This is a genomic window from Vicinamibacterales bacterium (assembly GCA_035699745.1).
Lineage (GTDB): Bacteria > Acidobacteriota > Vicinamibacteria > Vicinamibacterales > 2-12-FULL-66-21 > JAICSD01.
Genome location: DASSPH010000030.1, coordinates 21,981 through 39,615, shown reverse-complemented (window position 1 = coordinate 39,615; position 17,635 = coordinate 21,981). Strand labels below are relative to the sequence as shown.

The window sequence follows — 17,635 nt, the reverse complement described above, 5'->3', positions numbered from 1 at the left end:
GCAAGCGACATGCCGTCGTAAGCTCCCGCCAAAGGGACCGTGTGCGGGCCGGCGCTGTGCCGGATCGGCACAGCGCTGACGAATGCGTTCAGGGACCCGGCGCCAGCAGTGGAGCGCTGCTCACACCGCCCGACAACTGTGCGTCGATGAACCCGAGCTTGTCCGGATTGCGGATCACGCGGATCACCGAGATCGCATCGTCCCTCATGGTGAACGTGTAGACGGAGTTGAGCTGTCCGCGAACACGAACCAGGATCGCCGGCTCGCGGTTGACCTCCCGCACCTGCAGCCCGACGTCGTCCATCGTGACGCCCATCGCGGCGGCGACGCGCCGGATGCCGAGGAGCAGATTGAGCACCGATGGCCGGCCGTACACCGGGCGTCCGGTTGCCGGAACCTTCCCGCCGCCGTCGCCCCAGAAGCCGACATCGGCCGCGAGCACGCTGGCCAGCGCGTCGCCGTCGCCATCGCGGAGCGCGCGGGCGAAGCGCTCCGCGAGCTGCTGCTTCTCTTCGTAGGGACGGCTCGATCGCGGCTCCCGCGCGGCGACGCGCTGCCTGGCGCGGTGGAACAGCTGCCGGCAGTTCGCCTCGCTCGATCCCAGCATCTCCGCGATCTCGGCGTAGGAGTACTCGAAGATCTCGCGCAACAGGAAGACCGCGCGCTCGTCGGGTGAGAGCGTGTCGAGGAGGACCATGAACGCGAGCGTCAGCGATTCGGCGAGCACGGCGGACTGTTCCGGCTGCGCGTCCCCTTCGGTCAGGATCGGCTCCGGCAGCCACGGGCCGACGTACTGCTCGCGCGAGACGCGGGCCGATTTGAGGTGGTCGAGGCAAAGCCGCGTGACGATCGTGGTGAGATACCCCTTCGCCGAACGCACCTCGGCATCGCCGGCGCGGGCGAACCGCAGCCAGGCGTCCTGCAGGATGTCTTCCGCGTCGCTCGCGCTGCCGAGCATCCGGTAGGCGATCGAGAACAGCAGCGGGCGGCAGCGTTGAAACTCCTGGAGATGATCCATGGGGCTCATGCGGCGGCCAGCCGGATCGTCTGCCGCAACCCCTCGCGATAGCTCGGAAAGCGCGGCGTCCACTGGAGGTCCTGCTTCGCGGCGGCGTTCGACAGCGGCGCCTGGAGCGCGAGCAGCCGCGCCATGTACGGAGCGACGAGGCGCGGCAGCCACGCCGGCACCGTGAACGGGCGCGGTGCGTGCGCCAGTTCAGCCATGACGTCCACCATTTCGCTGAAACTCGCCGGCCTGTCGTCGACGATGTCGTACACACTGCCCGAGGCTCCGTGATCGATCGCCGCGACGGTGGCGCTCACCGCGTCATCGAGATGAATGTACGGAAGCTTGCCGGCATCGCCGCGGACGCGCGGAAGCCGGCGCCGCCGGACGCGGTCGAGCATGTCATCCGTCGCCGGGTTCCCCGGCCCATAGAACAGCCCGTAGCGCAGGACGATTCCCTCGATCGTCCCGTCGCGGGCCGCGCCGAGGATCTGCGATTCCATCGACTGGATCGCCTCGCGCGCGCGGTCCAGTCCGGCCTGCGGCGCCTCGGGCATGACCCCGGCCCCGATCAGCGCGAACGACCCGCCGATGAACCGGCGGGCTCCCGCCGCGACGGCCGCCCGCAGCAGGTTCCGCGTGCCTTCGTCCCGGAGCCGGTTGGTCGGCTCCAGGTCGGCGGCGCTCTTCGGCGCGGTCTTCGGCAGCGCCGTGAGCTGGTGGATGACGTGCGTCGGCCGTGCGGCGCGGACCGCGCGCTCCAGCGCCGCGGCATTCAAGGCGTCGACCACCACCGGCGTCGCCCCGAGGTCCCACAGCAGTGCTTGCTTCGACGCGGACCGCGTGGTCGCGAAGACTTTGTGCCCTGCGCCCACCAGGGCACGAACGAGCGGCACGCCGATGGTTCCGGAGCCGCCCGCTACGAATACCGTTCTCCCGCTTGTCGTCGTCATATGTTGATGAGACGAAGGAAGGGGAGGAAATGTGACAGGCTCTGATGCGGCCGGGCTGGTAAGATGCGCGCCATGCGACTGTCCTGGTTAGTCCTCGCGCTGCTCGCCGGTCTCGCCGGCGGAGCCGTCCAGTCCAATCCGCGATGGCTCGTCGCGCATCGGGGTGCCTCCGCGTACGCGCCCGAGAACACCGTTCCCGCCTTCCGTCTCGCCGCGGACCAGGGGGCGACGTTCGTCGAGTTCGACCTGCAGCTGACCAAAGACCGGCAGATCGTCTGCCTGCACGACGAGTCGCTCGAGCGGACGACGGATGTGGAAGAGGTCTTTCCCGATCGGTTCCGCACCGTCAGCCTGGCGAACGGCCAGACGGCGAAGCGCTGGATGCTCGCCGATTTCACGCTCGCCGAGATCCGGAAGCTGGATGCGGGCTCGTGGTTCGATCCGAAGTTCAAGGGGACGCGGATTCCGACCTTCGCCGAGACCATCGACGCGCTGCGCGGCCGATCCGGCCTGTTCATCGAGCTCAAGCTCCCCGAGAAGTACGCAGGGATCGAGAAGGGGATTCTCGACGAGCTGAAGGCGAAGGGGCTCGATCGTCCCGGCGCCGATCCGAAGACGCCGGTGCTGCTGCAGTCGTTCACCGCGTCGAGTCTGCAGGTGCTCGCGAGTCTCGGCACCAAGCTGCCGGTGCACTTCCTGATCGCGGCGCGCGACGCGGCGCGGTGGCTCACACCGGAGGGGCTCGCCAGCGTGAAGGCCTTCGCCACGGGATTGAGCCCGGAAAAGACCATCGTCCGCGATCATCCCGAGGGGATTGCCGCGGCCCGGCAGCTCGGTATGCTCATCACGCCGTACACGTTCCGCGCGTCGGCGGTCGCCGGGTTCCCGGACGTGCGCGCGGAGATGGCGCACTATCTCGACGTCCTGCGCGTCGACGGCGTCATCACCGATAATCCCGACCAGATGCCGCGGCGCGCCTCCAGTCCCGGAGGTCGATGATGCGGCGGGTCCGCTGGCACGCCGCCATCGCGGCGTTGTGCTTCGTCGCGCTCCCCGCGCGCGACGATGCCGCCGGCACGCCGTCGCCGATTCAGCGGAGCCTCTGGTTCCTGTACTTCAACCAGGTGCAGCAGCCGCTCGACGTCACCGTCGACGGCATCCGCATTCGCGACTTCCCCGGCGACTGGCCGCAGCATTTCACGCTGCAGGGAGGCGGCGCCGGGCGCGTGCGCGACGTGAGTCCGTTCACGGTCGCGTTCATCCATCATGCGCTCGCCACCGTGGTCGAGCAGAACGGCCGGCAGCTGAACCTCACCGATCTCGACTTTCTCATGGCGCGCGCCATGCGGCAGCGCGCGATGGGATTCATGCGCCTGTTCGAGTCGGCACCCGCCGCGCCCGATGCCGGCACGTTCGGCTTCTGGCCGTATGACGCCGACCCGCGCACGCCGGACCTCTTGACGACGCTGCTGATGACGGCCTGGCTGAAGGGCCCGATTCTCGGCGGCCAGCGCGTCCCGATCAATCTGCCGATCTACCCGTCCACGCTCGCGATTCCCTCCGATGCCGACGTCACTGCGACGACGTACGCGGCGATGATGGATGCGGCGGCGCTCGACGGCGCGCCGGCCAGCCCGGTGGCGTTCGAGCGCTTCTTCGCGGACTGGCGGGACGTCGGCGCCGTGCCGCGGCGCGTCAACCCGTGGTGGCTGCCGCCCGCAAGCGGCGCCTATCTGACCTGGCTCACCTATCGCGATCCGCCGCGTCTCCTGCCGAACGACGTCGACCTGGTGGTGAACGGGAACGTGCTGTATGCCCTGGGCCGCAAACACCGGCTCGATGCCCCCGGCGTGACCGAGGCCGTGCGCCTGATCAATCTCGCCGCGATCCTGGGCATTCACCGTTCCCGGCTCGAGGATTTGACCGAGTACTATCCCGACAACTTCGCGTTTCAGTACGTCGTGTCCCGCGCGTTCCGCGAGGGCGGCGTGTCAGCGCTCGCCACCGCCGTGCAGATCTTCGCCTCGGATCTGGAGCGGACGGCACTGCTCCGCGCGGACGGCACGATCCACTGGGACAAGGGGGATCCGCACCTCAACACCGCGTTCGCGGCGCTGACGTTGATGAATGCGGGCCGGCGCGGCGCGCTGCTCGACGGCGCGATCCGCTATCTGGAGTCGGAGCAGAACGCCGTGGGCGGGTTCGACGAGGCGACCTTCTTCGTCGGCAGAACCGACGGCGGACAGGTGTTCGAATTCACGTCCGCGTCGCTGACGACCGCGATGGCGCTCGAGGCGATGGCGCGCCACCGCCTGGGCCGCCAGGCGGCTACCGCTGCGACCATGCGGGACCGAACCGGTCGGGCACGTCGAGCACCGTGAAGATACCGAGCGGCTCGACCGACGCCACCAGTTCGTCGCGTCTCGCTTCGATGGCAGCCTCGGCCGCCTTGCGCGTTCCTTTGCTCTGCTCGGTGACGAGCATCTCGCTCCAGTACTCGATGACGATGTAGCGGGCGGCGCGGTTCTGGTCGTGCAGGAACGACGTGCCGATGTACGACCGCGTATGGCGGTTCATCGTGGTCCAGGGGCCGTCGACGCCGTAGAGCTTCTCGAATTCATCCTCGTGTCCGGCCTTCACATCGAACTGCCACATGATCGCAATCATAGACTCAGCCAGCAAGTCTACCTGAACAGCGCGACGATCAGGGCGGCGAGCGCGAGGATCAGCGCCGCGGCCCCGGCAGCGAACGCGTAGGTGACGAGACGCGCGAGGTGCGCCCCGGCCTCGCGGGCGAGCGCCTCCGCGTCGCTCGCCGCCGTCTCCGGCGCGAACAACGATTGCCGCATCACGCGCCGCGACGCGACCACGTCCTCGATGCCGGCTTCGAAGTGGCGCTGATGGATCCGCTTGGCGGCGTCAGGGCCGGGCTCGGCGGCGGCGGCAAGCGCGGCCTTGAGGACCGCGTTGCGAATGTCGCCGCCGCTCACCTCGTAGCGCTGCGCCAGCGCCGCGAAGTCGACGTCGGCCGCAAGCGGCGTGCGCAGGGGGTGGAGCTGCACGCGCCAGATCTGCTCGCGCTCGGCGACCCCGGGCATCTCGAACAGCACGTGCGTCCGGATCCGCCGCTCGAATGCCGGATCGAAGTTGGCGGCGAGATTGGTGGCGAAGATCACCACGCCGTCGTAGCGCTCGAGCTCCTGGAGCAGCACGCTGATGGTCGTGTTGGACTCGCGCTCGAAGCCGTGGTGGACGGACGTCGAGCGGCGCGTGGCCAGCGCGTCTGCCTCGTCGAAGAGGAGCACGGCGTGCTCCTCGCGGGCGCGGCGGAACACCGCGGCGACGTTCTTCGGCGTCTCCCCCGCCCACAGCGATTCGAGCTCGGCGTAGCGCACGAGCAGCAGCCGGCGGCCCAGCGCGTGCGCAATCGCCTCCGCGCAGATGGTCTTGCCGGTGCCCGGCGGTCCGGCGAAGTTGAACGCCAGCGCCAGGCCGGCGGGATGGCGCTCGCCGAGCCCCCAGCGGTTGAAGATGAGATCGTGCTGCGTCACTTGCGCGAGCGCCGTGTCCAGCGCCCGCCGCGTTGCCGGCGGCAGGATCACGTCGTCGAACGTCCGCCGCGGCACGATCGACTCGACCGCGCGGCGTCCGCCCGTGCCGAAGAGGGCTGAGAAGGGATTCGGCGCCACGCGTGTACGGTATCAGCCGGTCACGACCGGCGGCAAGCGCGCCACGGGTATTTCCCGTCGCGTAAGATCGGCGCATGTACACCGCCGCGGCACTCCTCGACATTCATGCGCGCGCGCAGGAAAGCTTCCGCCGCCTCATCGGATTCTGCGGCTGCCTCACCGAAGGGGAACTGCACCGGACGGTTCCAGGGTTCGGCATGCCGACCGTGCTCGAGCAATTGGAGCACACGATCGGCGCCGAGGTGTACTGGCAGACGGTGGTTACGAGGGGCTACACCGAGGAGGCCACGCTGCCGCCGCTGCCGGATCTCGGGGCGATGGAAGCGTTCCGGGCGCAGACCGCCGCCGCCACGCGGGCGTATCTGCAGGCAGCGGACGAGGCGGAACTGAACTCGGCGCGCGAGATGATCAGCGATCCCGGGCGGACACGGGTTCTTCGACCGGCGGATGTCATCCTCCGCATCGTGACCCACATCTTCAACCACCAGGGACAGGTGCTGGCGATGTGCCGCACGATGGGCAAACCGAACCAGTCCGAGGACGTGGACTATCCGATCGGCTAGGCGACGGGCCTATTCGGTCCGCAGCGCGATCGCCGGATCCACGTGCGCCGCCCGCATCGCCGGAACCAGCGCGGCGAGGCAGCCGGCGGCGCCGAGCGCCACCGCGACCAGCGCCAGCGTCGCCGGGTCGTTGCGCGTCGTCTGGAACAGGAAGCTCTCGATCGTGCGCGTGGCCAGCAGCGTCGCGGCGAGGCCGGCGGCGATGCCGCCGGCGATCGGCAGCGCGGCATCGCGCAGAATCGTCGCGACGACCTGTTCCGGCCGCGCCCCGAATGCCATGCGGACGCCGATCTCGGCGGTGCGCCGCGTCACCGCGTACCCGGTCATCCCGAACACGCCCACCAGCGCCAGGGTCAGTCCGAGCGCGCCGAGCAGCCCGAGGAGCACCATTCGCCGCCGCGGCGTGATCACGCGGTCGGCGAGCAGATCGTCGGCGGCGCGGATCCGTTCCACCAGCACGCGCGGCCCGATGGCCGCCGCGGTGCGGCGCAGTTGATCCGCCAGCGCAGGAACGCTGCTCGAGGTCCGCACGACGATGGTGGTGGCGGCCGTGAGATCCGATTCCGTCGGCACGTACGGAAAGAACGCCTGCAGCCGTTCCTGTTCCCGCTCGCGGCGCGCCAGCGGACCCCCATGCCGCAGGTCGGCGACGACACCAATCACCGTCCACGGTTCGGCCGACCCGAGCCTGAGCACGGTTCGGCCGACCGCTCCCCCATCGGGAAAGAGGGCGCGCGCCGCGGACTCGTTGAGGACGACGCCGCGGAACCGCGAGGCGTAATCGGCGTCGGTGAGGAGCCGCCCGTGCCGCAGCGTCGCGCCCAGCGTGTCGAGATATCCCGGCAGCATCTCGAACATGGACAGGAACCGGGACTGTCCTTCCACCGTCAGGTCGCTGAACGACGTCCTTCCACCGAGCGGGAAGTTGTCGACGAGTCCCACGGATTCGACACCGGGCAAGGTGCGCAGCCGCGGCAGCAGCTGCAGGTAGTACTCCGTATGGGCGGCCGGCGTTCGCTCGAGCGGCAGCACGTCCATCGTGACCAGGCCGTCTACCTTGAAGCCGAGATCGACGGCGAGGATGCGCGTGAAGCTGCGAATCATGAGTCCGGCGCCCGCGACCAGGACCACTGCCAGCGCCACCTCGGCGCCGATCAGCAACTGTCCTCCGCGATTGGACAACGACGCGCCGACCTGGCGGGTGCCCCGGCCCAGCGTCGCGCCGCCTCGCAGCCGTGACAGCGTCAGCGCCGGCGCCAGTCCGAACACCAGCGTCGTCGGCACGAGGAGCGCGGCGGTCAGCGCGAGAACCTCGAGATTCAGCCTGACGGGAGAGTTCGCCGGCAGCGTCAGCGGGATGTTGGCCACGAGCGCGTCGAGCGAAACCCAGGCGAGCAGCACGCCGAGCGCGCCGGCGGGGATCGCCAGCACGACGGCTTCGGTCAGGAGCTGGCGCATCAGCCGCCCCCGCCCGGCGCCCAGCGACATGCGGAGGGCGAGCTCGGAACGCCGTGCGGCACCGCGCGCGAGCAGCAGCCCCGCGACATTGACGCAGGCGATGAGCAGGATCAGCCCGACAGCGCCCGCCAGCACGTTGACGGTGGTGCGATATTGCGCGATCGCGTCGTCCAGCCGCGAGCTCACGCTGGCGCGCGCGGCCGGCGCGGCGCCGTCCCTGCCCGGGGCGCCGGGGAGCGTGCGCGAGGAGAGGACGGCTCTCGCCCGCTCCAGGGTGACGCCGGGACGCAGCCGCGCGTACACGGAGACGCGGCCGGTTCCCCGCCGCGCGAACATCGTCGGATCGATCTGCAGCGGCGTGGACACCGGCGTGGCCGCGTTGAACCGCTGCGGCAGCACGCCGACGATGGTGACGACGCTGTCGTCGAGACGGATCGTCTGTCCGACGACGTCGGCGCGGCCGCCGAACCGCCGCTGCCAGTACCCGTACCCGAGCAGCGCGACCGGCGTCGCGCCGTACTCGGAATCGGCACGGCTGAAATTGCGGCCGATCAGCGGCGTCACGCCGTGCATCGGCAGGTACTCTTCGGTGAAGTGCGCCACGCGCAGGCGCTCGGGCTCGGGGCCGTCCGCGATGCGGCCGTAGAACGAGCTGCCTGCGCCGGCGACGTGCGACAGCACGTCGGTCGCCTGCTGCCACGCGCGCATGTCCGCCATCGACGGCGTAGGTTGCGCCCAGCGTCCGCCGCCCCGCTGCTCTTCGACCGCGACGGTGACGAGCTGCTCCGGATCCGGATACGGCAGCGGGCGCAGCATCGTGGCGTCGATCAGCGAGACGATGGCGGTCGAGACGCCGATCCCCAGCGCCAGCGTGAGGATCGCGACGAGGGACGACCCGCGCTGCCGAACCAGCTGCCGGACGCCGTAGCGAAGGTCCTGAATGAGCGTGCCCACCTGGTCGGGCGGATGTTAGCGCATTCCGGCGCCGGCCGCTTACTTGCTGTTGAAGAGCGACAGCGAGTCGAGCGCGAAGGTGACGCTCACGTAGTAATTGCGCGTCGCGAACCGCTTCACGGTCCTGATGTCGTCGGTCGACGAGACCTCGGTGACGTTCGGCGTCTGCCCGTCGGCGAGCCGCGTGACCCGCTGCGGCGACCAGCCGAACCCGAGGCGGGCGGCCCGGAAGACCTCGAGGCCGAGACCGAGGAAGAACGCGGGGCGATCGCTGGTGATGCCGACGCCGAAGTCCGCCGTGGGCTGCACGGTGCGCCTGGCGGGCCGATGCTCCATGAACCGATAGGTCACGAAGGCGGCGAGGTCACCGGCGCGCGTTTCACGTTTGGTCTCGGCGATCACTTTCGTCGAGGTGCCCGGCCGGGCGACCGCGGTATACGTGGACTCGTGCAGCGGCGTGTAGATGAGGCCGATGCCATAGCCGAGGATCTGACCCACGGCGGACTCGAGCTTGTAGGCCCGCTTCTCCACTGCGGCCCGGGCCAGGGAGATCTCCTTCACATACGGCGAGTCGGCGGTGAGCACGATCTCGTGAGACTGCACCTTGTTCCAGGCGAGCGCGGGATTCGGGCGCGTCACCACGAGCGATCGAATCAGCGTGTTGTCCCAGGTGTGCCGCCGCGCGCGCTGGACCTGCCGCGTCAGAACGTCGGCGCCGGCCAGCACCTCGCGGCGCGCTCCGGCGGCCTTGTCGATCGCCGCCCACACCTTCTCCTCGACCTGGCGCGCATTGAACAGGCGCTCGACGAGCGGCTTCATGGCATCGCGATGCGTTTCGAGGATCGGCTTCAGCCGGGCCGCCGTGCAGACGCCCGGATCCGCGATCACCGGATCGGCCAGCAGGGCGGCGCTGGCGCGCAAGGCGGTGCGCAGTCCGGACACACCGGCGTCCGTGCACCCGCCGACGCCGGCGACGCGCCCCGCCAGGTCGCGCACGATCCTGCCGTCGGCCGGCGCACCCAGCATGGTTGCGTAGGCGTTCAACAGCGGCTGGCACGCGGCCAGCCGGTCGGTGCTCTCCGTCAGCGCGCGCGTGGCGGCGTCGAAGCTGTCGTACGCGCGCGTGAGGTCGGAGAGGTTCGGGGCGACGAGCTGGGCCGCCGTGACGCGTTTGCCGTCCTCGGCCTGCTGGGCGGCGTGAATGAACGCCGTCCGGGCGCCGGCGAGCGCGTCGAGCGCCTTCTCGAGCGTCCGCATGGCGGACCCGACCTCGACGAGCTGCTCGAGACGCCGCGTCACCTGTTCGGCGGCTTCGCGCACGTCCGGCGGCGCGACGGTGCACTCGCGCGGCGCCTGCGGCGGCGGCGGCGGAACCTTCTTCCCGAGCGGCGCAATGCCCTCGGTGGGCGGCGTGGCCGGCTTGGGCGGGGAGGGCGCCAACCCCTCCGCCGCCGAGAACGTGAGTGTCTGCACCAGCCCCTGAATGCCGGTGCCGGCAAGCGCGAGAAAGCTCTTGAGACCGGCGATCACCGAGAGGTCGTCCTCTTTCGGTACGCCCGGCGCGGCCGAATAGACGATCGGCGAAATCTCTTCGACCAGAATCTTGAGCGGCCTGGCGTCGCCGGGGCGCAGCCGCAGCGTCGGCGCGCCGGTCACGTCGAACGTCAACGGGTGAGAGGCCTGCTCCCACTCCGCAGTCCACGCGTTCGACTTCAGATTCAGTATCAATGCGCCGCCGCGGCTCTGCTTGAACCTGACACACGGGTCCGTCGTGCCCCACGTCGCGCGATCGCAGACGTAGTTCAGGATGAGCCATGCCTCGTCGGCCGACAGATCGTCGAGCGCCGCGCACACCGGCTCGGCGCTGTTCTTGCCGCACACGTCGCGGAGCAGGGCGACGCTGTTGACGTCCTCGCTCGACGCGCGCGGGCTCTGCGGACCGCGGGCATACGCGGACACGCTGATGGTGAGAAGGATGGCAAGCGTGGAGAGGGTTCTCGTCATGGGCACACAGATTAGACGGACGCCGGTTTCGTTTTCACCCTGCTTGACGTGACGGCTCGGGTACAGTAGCAATGCGAGCCGGGATGTACGCGACGGCGGCGTACGGCGTGCTCGACGCGGCGCGGGAAACGCTGCGGCTGTCTGCCGCCGGACATCCGCCGCCGTTCCTGCTGCGCCCCGGCGAAGAGGCCACTCCCCTGCCGGTCGATCCGACGATGTGCCTGATCTGGGACGAGCTGGGTCGGATCCCGTGCGCCGAGCATGCGCTCCGCCCCGGCGATCGCCTCGTGTTCTACACCGACGGCATCACCGAGCGGCAGGCGCCGGCCGCCGACGTCGTTCGCGACATCGTGGCCGAAGTCGACCGCTTTGCCGGCGGGCACGAGCCGGAGGACGATCAGACCCTGCTGGTCGCCGGCTTCGACTGATCGAACCGATCCAGGTTCATGACCTTGTCCCACGCCGCGACGAAGTCGCGGGTGAACTTCTCCTGCGAGTCGGCGCAGGCGTAGACCTCCGCGAGCGCGCGCAGCTCGGAATTCGAGCCGAACACGAGGTCCACGCGGCTGGCGGTCCACCTGACGTCGCCGCTCCTGCGGCAGCAGCCCTCGAACGCCTCGGCGGCGTCCGAAATGGGCTTCCACTGTGTCCCCATGTCGAGCAGATTGACGAAGAAGTCGTTGGTCAGCGCCTCGGGGCGTTTGGTGAAGACGCCATGATTCCCCTGCCCGGCATTCACCTTCAGCACGCGCAGGCCGCCGACGAGCGCCGTCATCTCGGGCGCGCTCAGCGTCAGCCGGAAGGCGCGCTCGATCAGCAGATGCTCCGCCGGCACCTCGTGCCCTTCGCCGATGTAGTTGCGGAACCCGTCCGCGTCCGGTTCGAGCACGGCGAACGACTCGACGTCCGTCTGCTCCTGCGTCGCGTCGGTCCGGCCGGGCGCGAACGGCACCGCCACCGGATGCCCCCCGTCTGCCGCCGCCTTCTCGACGGCGGCGCATCCCCCGAGCACGATCACGTCGGCGAGCGACACCCGCTTTCCGGTGCCGGACTGAGCGTCGTTGAACGCCTGCTGAATCCCCTCGAGCACCTTCAGCACCTTCGCCAGCTCCGGCGGATTGTTGACCTGCCAGTCCTTCTGCGGCGCGAGGCGGATCCGGGCGCCGTTGGCGCCGCCGCGCTTGTCGGTCCCGCGGAATGACGACGCCGAGGCCCAGGCGGTGGAAACCAGTTGGGAGATCGACAGCCCCGACGAGCGGATCTTCTCTTTCAGTCCGGCGATGTCCCTGGCGTCGATCAGCTCGTGGTCGACAGCTGGCACCGGGTCCTGCCAGAGCTGCGGCTCTTTCGGCACTTCCGGGCCGAGGTAGCGCGAGAGGGGCCCCATGTCGCGATGGGTCAGCTTGAACCACGCCTTGGCGAAGGCGTCGGCGAACTCCTGCGGGTGTTCGTAGAACCGCCGCGCGATCTTCTCGTAGGCAGGATCGAACCGCAGCGCGAGATCGGTCGTGAGCATGCCGGGCGCGATCTTCTTCGACGGGTCGTGCGCGTGAGGCACCGTTCCCGCCCCGGCGCCGTTCTTCGGCCTCCACTGCTTCGCGCCGGCGGGGCTCTCGGTCAGCTCCCAGTCGTACTCGAACAGGTGCTTGAAGAAGTCGTGGTTCCACTTGACCGGCGTCGTGGTCCAGGTGACTTCGAGGCCGCTGGTGATCGCGTGCGCCCCTCTGCCGGTTTCGTACGCGCCCTTCCAGCCGAACCCCTGCTCCTCGAGGTTGCCCCCTTCCGGCTCGGGACCGACGTGGGCCGCCGGCGCCGCGCCGTGCGTCTTGCCGAACGTGTGGCCGCCCGCAATCAGCGCGACCGTCTCGACGTCGTTCATCGCCATGCGGCGGAAGGTCTCGCGAATATCGCGCGCCGCCGCCACCGGATCCGGATGGCCGTTGGGCCCTTCCGGATTGACGTAGATGAGCCCCATTTGCACCGCGCCGAACGGATTGGCGAGCTGGCGCTCGCCGCTGTAGCGCTCGTCGCCGAGCCACGTGCTCTCGGAGCCCCAGTTGACGTGCTCGGGCTCCCACACGTCCTGGCGGCCGCCGGCGAAGCCGAACGTCTTGAATCCCATCGACTCCAGCGCGACGTTGCCGGTCAGCACGATCAGGTCGGCCCACGAGAGCTTGCGGCCGTATTTCTGCTTCACCGGCCAGAGCAGCCGGCGCGCCTTGTCGATGTTGGCGTTGTCGGGCCAGCTGCCGAGCGGGGCGAAGCGGATCTGGCCGGATCCGGCGCCGCCGCGGCCGTCGTGGATGCGATAGGTTCCCGCGCTGTGCCACGCCATGCGGATGAACAGCCCGCCGTAATGGCCGAAGTCCGCCGGCCACCACTCCTGCGAGTCCGTCATCACCCTGGCGATGTCTTTCTTGACCTCGGCGAGGTTCAGCGACAGGAACTCCGTCGCGTAGTCGAACCCCGCCTCCATGGGATTACCGGCCGGGTGGTTGGTGTGCAGGACGCTCAGGTCCAGCCGGTTCGGCCACCACTCCTGATTGGTGCGGCCGGTACGCGCTTTCGTCGAGAACGGGCACTTCTGAACGTTGTCCATATCACGTCGCCTGTAAGGTCACCGGCGATGACGCCGGCGGGTGTGTTGGTCGATCGAACGCCGGACGCGCGGCGTCGCTCGCCCGCCGCGCCGCGGCGGCTTCGGGCGCGCCCGCTCCAGACAGTCCGGGCATCGGCCCCAGTACGCGACTTCGGCTTCGTCGATCTCGTAGCCGTTGTCGCCGCTCGGGCTGAGACAGGGTGCGGATCCCACCGCGCAGTCGACGTCGACGACGCGGCCGCAGGTGCGGCAGATGAGGTGATGGTGATTGTCGCCGACGCGATCCTCGAAGCGCGCGGGCGATCCGGGCGGCTGAATGCGCCGGAGGAGCCCCTTGGCGACGAGCAGCCCCAGCGCGTCGTAGACCGACTGCAGCGAGATCGCGCCGATCTCGCGTCGCACGGCGCCGGCCACGGCGTCCGCGGTGATGTGCGGCTGCCCCGCGACCGCCCGCAGCACCGCCAGGCGCTGGGCGGTCACCTGCACGCCGTGTTCGCGCAGCAGCGCCGCGGAGTCGTCCGTCATCTGCCGCAGCTAGGCTAGATCAAAGTTTGGAATCGATCAAATGTTTGTCCGGCTAGCCGCGGCGCGCGCGCTCCATGCGGCGCAGGTAGCCGTAGAGCCCGACGTTCAGCCCCAGCGCCGCGGCGCTCGCCAGGGCGCCGGGCCAGACCAGCGATGCATCCCCGCCCAGCCAGGCGTTCATCGTCGCGGTCAGCAGCCAGAGCTGCAGCACGACCAGCATGATGACGAACACGAGCATGCCGCTGATGATCGTGGTCCGCTGGTCGCGGGTGAACGGCCGCCTGGCGACGGGCTTCATAGCGTCCGCGCCTCCTCGCCGACCGCGTAGATGTCCCGCCCTTTCCGATCGAGCAGGATGCGGGTCAACGGCCGTCTCGGCGGTCCCGCCGTGGGCGCCCCCGTCCGGAGATCGAATCGTCCCTCGTGGCAGGGGCAATACCAGCTGCCTTCGGCGGGCCGCGGAATCACCGCGCACGACAGGTGCGTGCACTTCTGGTTGAAGGCGACGAACTCGCTCTCCGACAGGCGCAGCAGCAGGCAGGGCTCGTGCTCGTCGGGATACCGGAAGCTCAGGGCGGCGCCCACCGCGATCTCGTCGACCGAGGCGATGCGCTGAACCGGCGCCAGTCCGCGGTAATCGCGGTACCAGTTCTGGAGCGCGATCCACAGCTGTCCGATCGCGAGGGCGCCGCTGGTGAGCACCATGAACTTCATGAACTCCCGGCGCTCGACGTAGAGGTCCTGCGGCCAGTCGATCGGAAAGTCCTGGCGCCAGGCCGGCTGCGCCTCGGCGGGCGCGAAATCGGGGGCGACCGTGATCTGCTCGCTCGGCGACGCCGGGCCGTAGAGGTTCGCCGGCGCGGTCCCGGTCAGCCCCTCACGCCCCGGCGAACTGATGGCGGGATCGATCGGCGCGCGCGGGTCGGAACTCGGATAGGGCATGACGCTATACCTCGACCTCGGCGTAGGGGTCGCTGCCGAGCACCTTCAGCGACACGGCGCGGCTGCGCGGCTGCTCGTCCATCGCCGCCGCCACGTCGACGTAGGCGCGGGGCTGGGCGAGCGCGCGCGGCACCATGACGTGCACCTGCGTGGTGATCGTCTGGGCGCCGAACTGGAAGGTGTTCACCGGCGCCGACAGCGGCCGGAGCTGCGCGATCTGCTCCCGCGTGCCGAAGAACAGCGCCTGGCTCGGGCAGACCGTGGCGCACATCGGCTTCTTGCCGATGCTCGACCGGTCGTAGCACATGTCGCACTTCATCATGATCTTGCGATCCTCGTACAGCTCGGGCACGCCGAACGGACACGCCATGACGCAGTTGCCGCAGGCGATGCAGCGCGGCTTGCGGGCCGACTGCACCACGCCGTCGCCGGTCCGCTTGATCGCGTCCGCCGGGCAGACCTCCGCGCACGTGGGCTGCTCGCAATGCATGCACACCACCGGCACCGTCTGCACGCTCTCCGGCCGGCTGACGTACTCGAGGTGAATCATCGACTCGCCGCGGTGGGTATCGCACTCGGTGCACGCCTGCACGCACGCCTGGCACCCGATGCAGCGGTTCGGATCGATGAAGAAGTGGAGATAGTCCGGTTTGGCCATGAAGGATGCCGGCTACTGCTGCGGTTCGAGGACGCCGGCGTACTCCGGCGGCGCTGACGCCTTCCGCACGCGGCAGCCGCAGACCTTGTACTGGGGAATCCTGCTGATCGGATCCTGCGCCGCCACGGTGAGTTGATTCGCGCTCTTCGGCCCGGCCCAGTGATACGGAATGAAGATGGTGTCGGGGCGGATGGTCGTGACCACCTGCGCCCGCAGCGTCATCGCGCCGCGCCGCGTTTCCGCGGTGACCCAGTCGCCGTCGGCGATCCCCGCCTTGGCGGCGAGCCGCGGGTGCATCTCGATGCGCGGCTCCGCGTACTGCCGCACCAGCGGACCGATGCGCCGCGTCTGCGTTCCCGACAGGAACTGGCTGACCACACGACCCGTCGTCAGGTAGATCGGAAACTCGTCGTCTGCGTCGTCGACGGGCGTCCGGTATTCCGCGACGTTGAAGCGCGCGCGGCCGTCGGGAAAGTAGAACGGTCCGTTCCCCCTGGCGACCGGGTTGTAGCTCCCCCGCTCGAACAGCCGGGGCGTGCCGGCGTGGTCGATCGGCTCGCCGGTGCGCGGGTCTTCGCTGTAGCAGGGCCAGAACACACCGAGCCGTTCCGTGATCTTTTCGTAGGTGACGCCCGAGTAGTCGGCGACGCCCCCCTTGCTGGCGAGGCGCAGCTCTTCGAAGATCTCGCGCGGCTCGCCGAACGTGAAACCCTTCGGCCGGCCCAGCGCGGCGGCGAGATCCTGGATGATGCGCCAGTCCTGGCGCGCCTCCCCCGGGCACGCGACCGCCTGGTTGATTTTGATGATGCGCCCCTCGACCTGGGTGACGGTCCCCTCGTCTTCTTCCTGCAGGCTTCCCGGCAGCACGATGTCGGCGTGCCACGCGGTGTCGTTCAGGAAGAAGTCGATCGCGGCAAAGAACTCGAGCTTCTCGAGGCAGCGGGTCACGAAGCTGTTGTCCGGCAGCGAGACCTTGGGATTGAAGCAGATCGACAGCAGCGCCTTGATCTCGCCGCGATCGATCTTGCGGAACAGCTCGTAGGCGTCGACGCCCGGACCGGGCATCTCCTTTTCGTCGATCCCCCACACGCCGGCGATGTACTCGCGGTGCGCCGGGTTGGTGATGTCCCGCCATCCGGGAAGCTGGTCGCACTTCTGACCGTGCTCGCGCCCGCCCTGTCCGTTGGCCTGTCCGACGATGGTGCCGTAGCCGCTCTTGGGTTTGCCGATGCGGCCGGACGCGAGCACGAGGTTGATCGTGCCCAGCGCGTTCTGCACTCCGTTCGAGTGGTGCTCGATGCCGCGGGCGTGGAAGAGGAAGCTCGTCCGGGCCGTGCCCCACCATTCGGCTGCCTGCAGCAGCGCCCGCTGCGGCACGCCGGTCACCTCCGCGGTGCGCGCCAGCGTCCACTCGCGGCAGTATTCGGCGACCGCCTCGAAGCCGGACGTGCAGTCCCGGATGAACCCGTGATCGAGCCAGTCGCGCTCGATCATGATCTGCAGCACGCCGGCAAAGAGCGCCGCGTCCCGGCCGGGCTTCACCGGCAGGTACAGGTCGCAGGTGCGCGCCACCGGGGTGATGCGCGGGTCCTGGACGATGATCTTCGCTCCCTGCTCGCGCGCCTGCCAGATGTAGTTGGTGGTGATCGGCGAACACTCCGCGACGTTCGACCCGGCGACCCAGATGACCTCGGTGCCGACCATGTCGGACCACGGGTTCGTCGTCCGGTCGATGCCGAACGCCTTCTTGTTCGCCGCGCCGGCGCTGACCATGCAGAGCCGGCCGTTGTAATCGATGAACGGGGTCTTGAGGCAGACGCGCGCGAACTTGCCGAGCAGGTACGTCTTTTCCGTGGTCAGGCTGGCGCCGCCCAGCACGGCGACCGACCCCGCCCCGTAGGCCTGCTGGATCCGCGCGATCTCGGAGGCGGTGCGGGCGATCGCCTCGCTGTACGGCAGCGCGGCGAACCCGCCGGGCGCCGACGTGTCGCGGCGCAACGCCGTCGTCAAGCGGTCGGGATGGGAGCCTTGCAGGTAGCGCTTCACGCCTTTCGGGCAGAGCATCCCGCGGTTGAACGGGAATTCCTCCCACGGCTCGAACCCGATCACCTGCTCGTTGCGGACCTTCAGCTGGATGCCGCACTGCTGTCCGCAGAAACAGCAGTGGGTCTTCACCAGGCGCTCGGGCTCGATGCTCGTCGACAGGCGATCGCCCGTCATCGACGAGAGGTGCGGGCCGAACCGTTCGATGATGCGTAGAGGGGTAACCGGAACCTGCGCCACT

Annotated in this window: 16 protein-coding genes; 4 read left to right on the top strand and 12 right to left on the bottom strand. The window is 69.4% G+C overall.

Features of this window, described 5'->3' with window-relative positions:
- Positions 1-88: 88 nt before the first annotated feature.
- Positions 89-1,018 carry an RNA polymerase sigma-70 factor gene (locus VFK57_05905; GenBank protein HET7695225.1) on the bottom strand — a complete coding sequence of 310 codons (930 nt, stop codon included), beginning with the start codon at positions 1,016-1,018 and terminating at the stop codon, positions 89-91.
- A gap of 5 nt (positions 1,019-1,023) precedes the next feature.
- Positions 1,024-1,959: an NAD-dependent epimerase/dehydratase family protein gene (locus VFK57_05900; protein ID HET7695224.1), complete on the bottom strand. Its 936-nt coding sequence runs from the start codon at positions 1,957-1,959 to the stop codon at positions 1,024-1,026.
- Positions 1,960-2,031: 72 nt separating this feature from the next.
- Between VFK57_05900 and VFK57_05895 the strand changes: the two genes are divergently transcribed.
- Together VFK57_05895 and VFK57_05890 are read left to right on the top strand one after the other, a co-directional pair.
- Positions 2,032-2,958, top strand: coding sequence for a glycerophosphodiester phosphodiesterase family protein (locus VFK57_05895; GenBank protein HET7695223.1), 927 nt, complete (start codon positions 2,032-2,034; stop codon positions 2,956-2,958).
- The gene (locus VFK57_05890; GenBank protein ID HET7695222.1) at positions 2,958-4,340 is read left to right on the top strand and encodes a hypothetical protein; all 1,383 of its coding nucleotides are present in this window, start codon (positions 2,958-2,960) and stop codon (positions 4,338-4,340) included. The genes VFK57_05895 and VFK57_05890 overlap by 1 nt, the downstream gene beginning before the upstream one ends.
- On the opposite strand, the gene VFK57_05885 is transcribed toward VFK57_05890, so the two are convergent.
- Together VFK57_05885 and VFK57_05880 are read right to left on the bottom strand one after the other, a co-directional pair.
- Positions 4,288-4,614, bottom strand: a complete 327-nt coding sequence (locus VFK57_05885; GenBank protein HET7695221.1) for a hypothetical protein — start codon at positions 4,612-4,614, stop codon at positions 4,288-4,290. The genes VFK57_05890 and VFK57_05885 overlap by 53 nt on opposite strands.
- Before the next feature lie 29 nt (positions 4,615-4,643).
- Complete coding sequence (locus VFK57_05880) at positions 4,644-5,648, bottom strand: ATP-binding protein (protein HET7695220.1); 1,005 nt, start codon at positions 5,646-5,648, stop codon at positions 4,644-4,646.
- Positions 5,649-5,722: 74 nt separating this feature from the next.
- Between VFK57_05880 and VFK57_05875 the strand changes: the two genes are divergently transcribed.
- Entirely contained in the window at positions 5,723-6,211 is a 489-nt protein-coding gene (locus tag VFK57_05875; GenBank protein ID HET7695219.1) for a DinB family protein, read from the top strand.
- Positions 6,212-6,220: 9 nt separating this feature from the next.
- Here VFK57_05875 and VFK57_05870 read toward each other — a convergent pair whose 3' ends face one another.
- Both VFK57_05870 and VFK57_05865 read right to left on the bottom strand, forming a co-directional pair.
- Positions 6,221-8,623, bottom strand: coding sequence for an ABC transporter permease (locus VFK57_05870; GenBank protein ID HET7695218.1), 2,403 nt, complete (start codon positions 8,621-8,623; stop codon positions 6,221-6,223).
- Positions 8,624-8,662: 39 nt separating this feature from the next.
- Positions 8,663-10,627, bottom strand: coding sequence for a hypothetical protein (locus VFK57_05865; GenBank protein ID HET7695217.1), 1,965 nt, complete (start codon positions 10,625-10,627; stop codon positions 8,663-8,665).
- 71 nt (positions 10,628-10,698) lie between these two features.
- Between VFK57_05865 and VFK57_05860 the strand changes: the two genes are divergently transcribed.
- Positions 10,699-11,055, top strand: a complete 357-nt coding sequence (locus VFK57_05860; protein HET7695216.1) for a PP2C family protein-serine/threonine phosphatase — start codon at positions 10,699-10,701, stop codon at positions 11,053-11,055.
- Here VFK57_05860 and katG read toward each other — a convergent pair.
- The 6 genes from katG to VFK57_05830 are packed head-to-tail and all read right to left on the bottom strand — an operon-like array spanning position 11,025 to position 17,634.
- Positions 11,025-13,226: a catalase/peroxidase HPI gene (katG, locus tag VFK57_05855; GenBank protein HET7695215.1), complete on the bottom strand. Its 2,202-nt coding sequence runs from the start codon at positions 13,224-13,226 to the stop codon at positions 11,025-11,027. The two genes, VFK57_05860 and katG, sit on opposite strands and share 31 nt — an antisense overlap.
- An 18-nt stretch (positions 13,227-13,244) precedes the next feature.
- On the bottom strand, positions 13,245-13,751 hold the full coding sequence (locus tag VFK57_05850; GenBank protein HET7695214.1) for a Fur family transcriptional regulator: 507 nt from the start codon (positions 13,749-13,751) through the stop codon (positions 13,245-13,247).
- 52 nt (positions 13,752-13,803) lie between these two features.
- The gene (locus tag VFK57_05845) at positions 13,804-14,049 is read right to left on the bottom strand and encodes a DUF6755 family protein (protein ID HET7695213.1); all 246 of its coding nucleotides are present in this window, start codon (positions 14,047-14,049) and stop codon (positions 13,804-13,806) included.
- The gene (locus VFK57_05840; GenBank protein ID HET7695212.1) at positions 14,046-14,693 is read right to left on the bottom strand and encodes a Rieske 2Fe-2S domain-containing protein; all 648 of its coding nucleotides are present in this window, start codon (positions 14,691-14,693) and stop codon (positions 14,046-14,048) included. The genes VFK57_05845 and VFK57_05840 overlap by 4 nt, the downstream gene beginning before the upstream one ends.
- 4 nt (positions 14,694-14,697) lie before the next feature.
- Positions 14,698-15,351 carry a 4Fe-4S dicluster domain-containing protein gene (locus tag VFK57_05835; protein HET7695211.1) on the bottom strand — a complete coding sequence of 218 codons (654 nt, stop codon included), beginning with the start codon at positions 15,349-15,351 and terminating at the stop codon, positions 14,698-14,700.
- A 12-nt stretch (positions 15,352-15,363) separates the two neighbouring features.
- Positions 15,364-17,634, bottom strand: a complete 2,271-nt coding sequence (locus tag VFK57_05830; protein ID HET7695210.1) for a molybdopterin oxidoreductase family protein — start codon at positions 17,632-17,634, stop codon at positions 15,364-15,366.
- Between the last annotated feature and the right edge of the window lies 1 nt (position 17,635).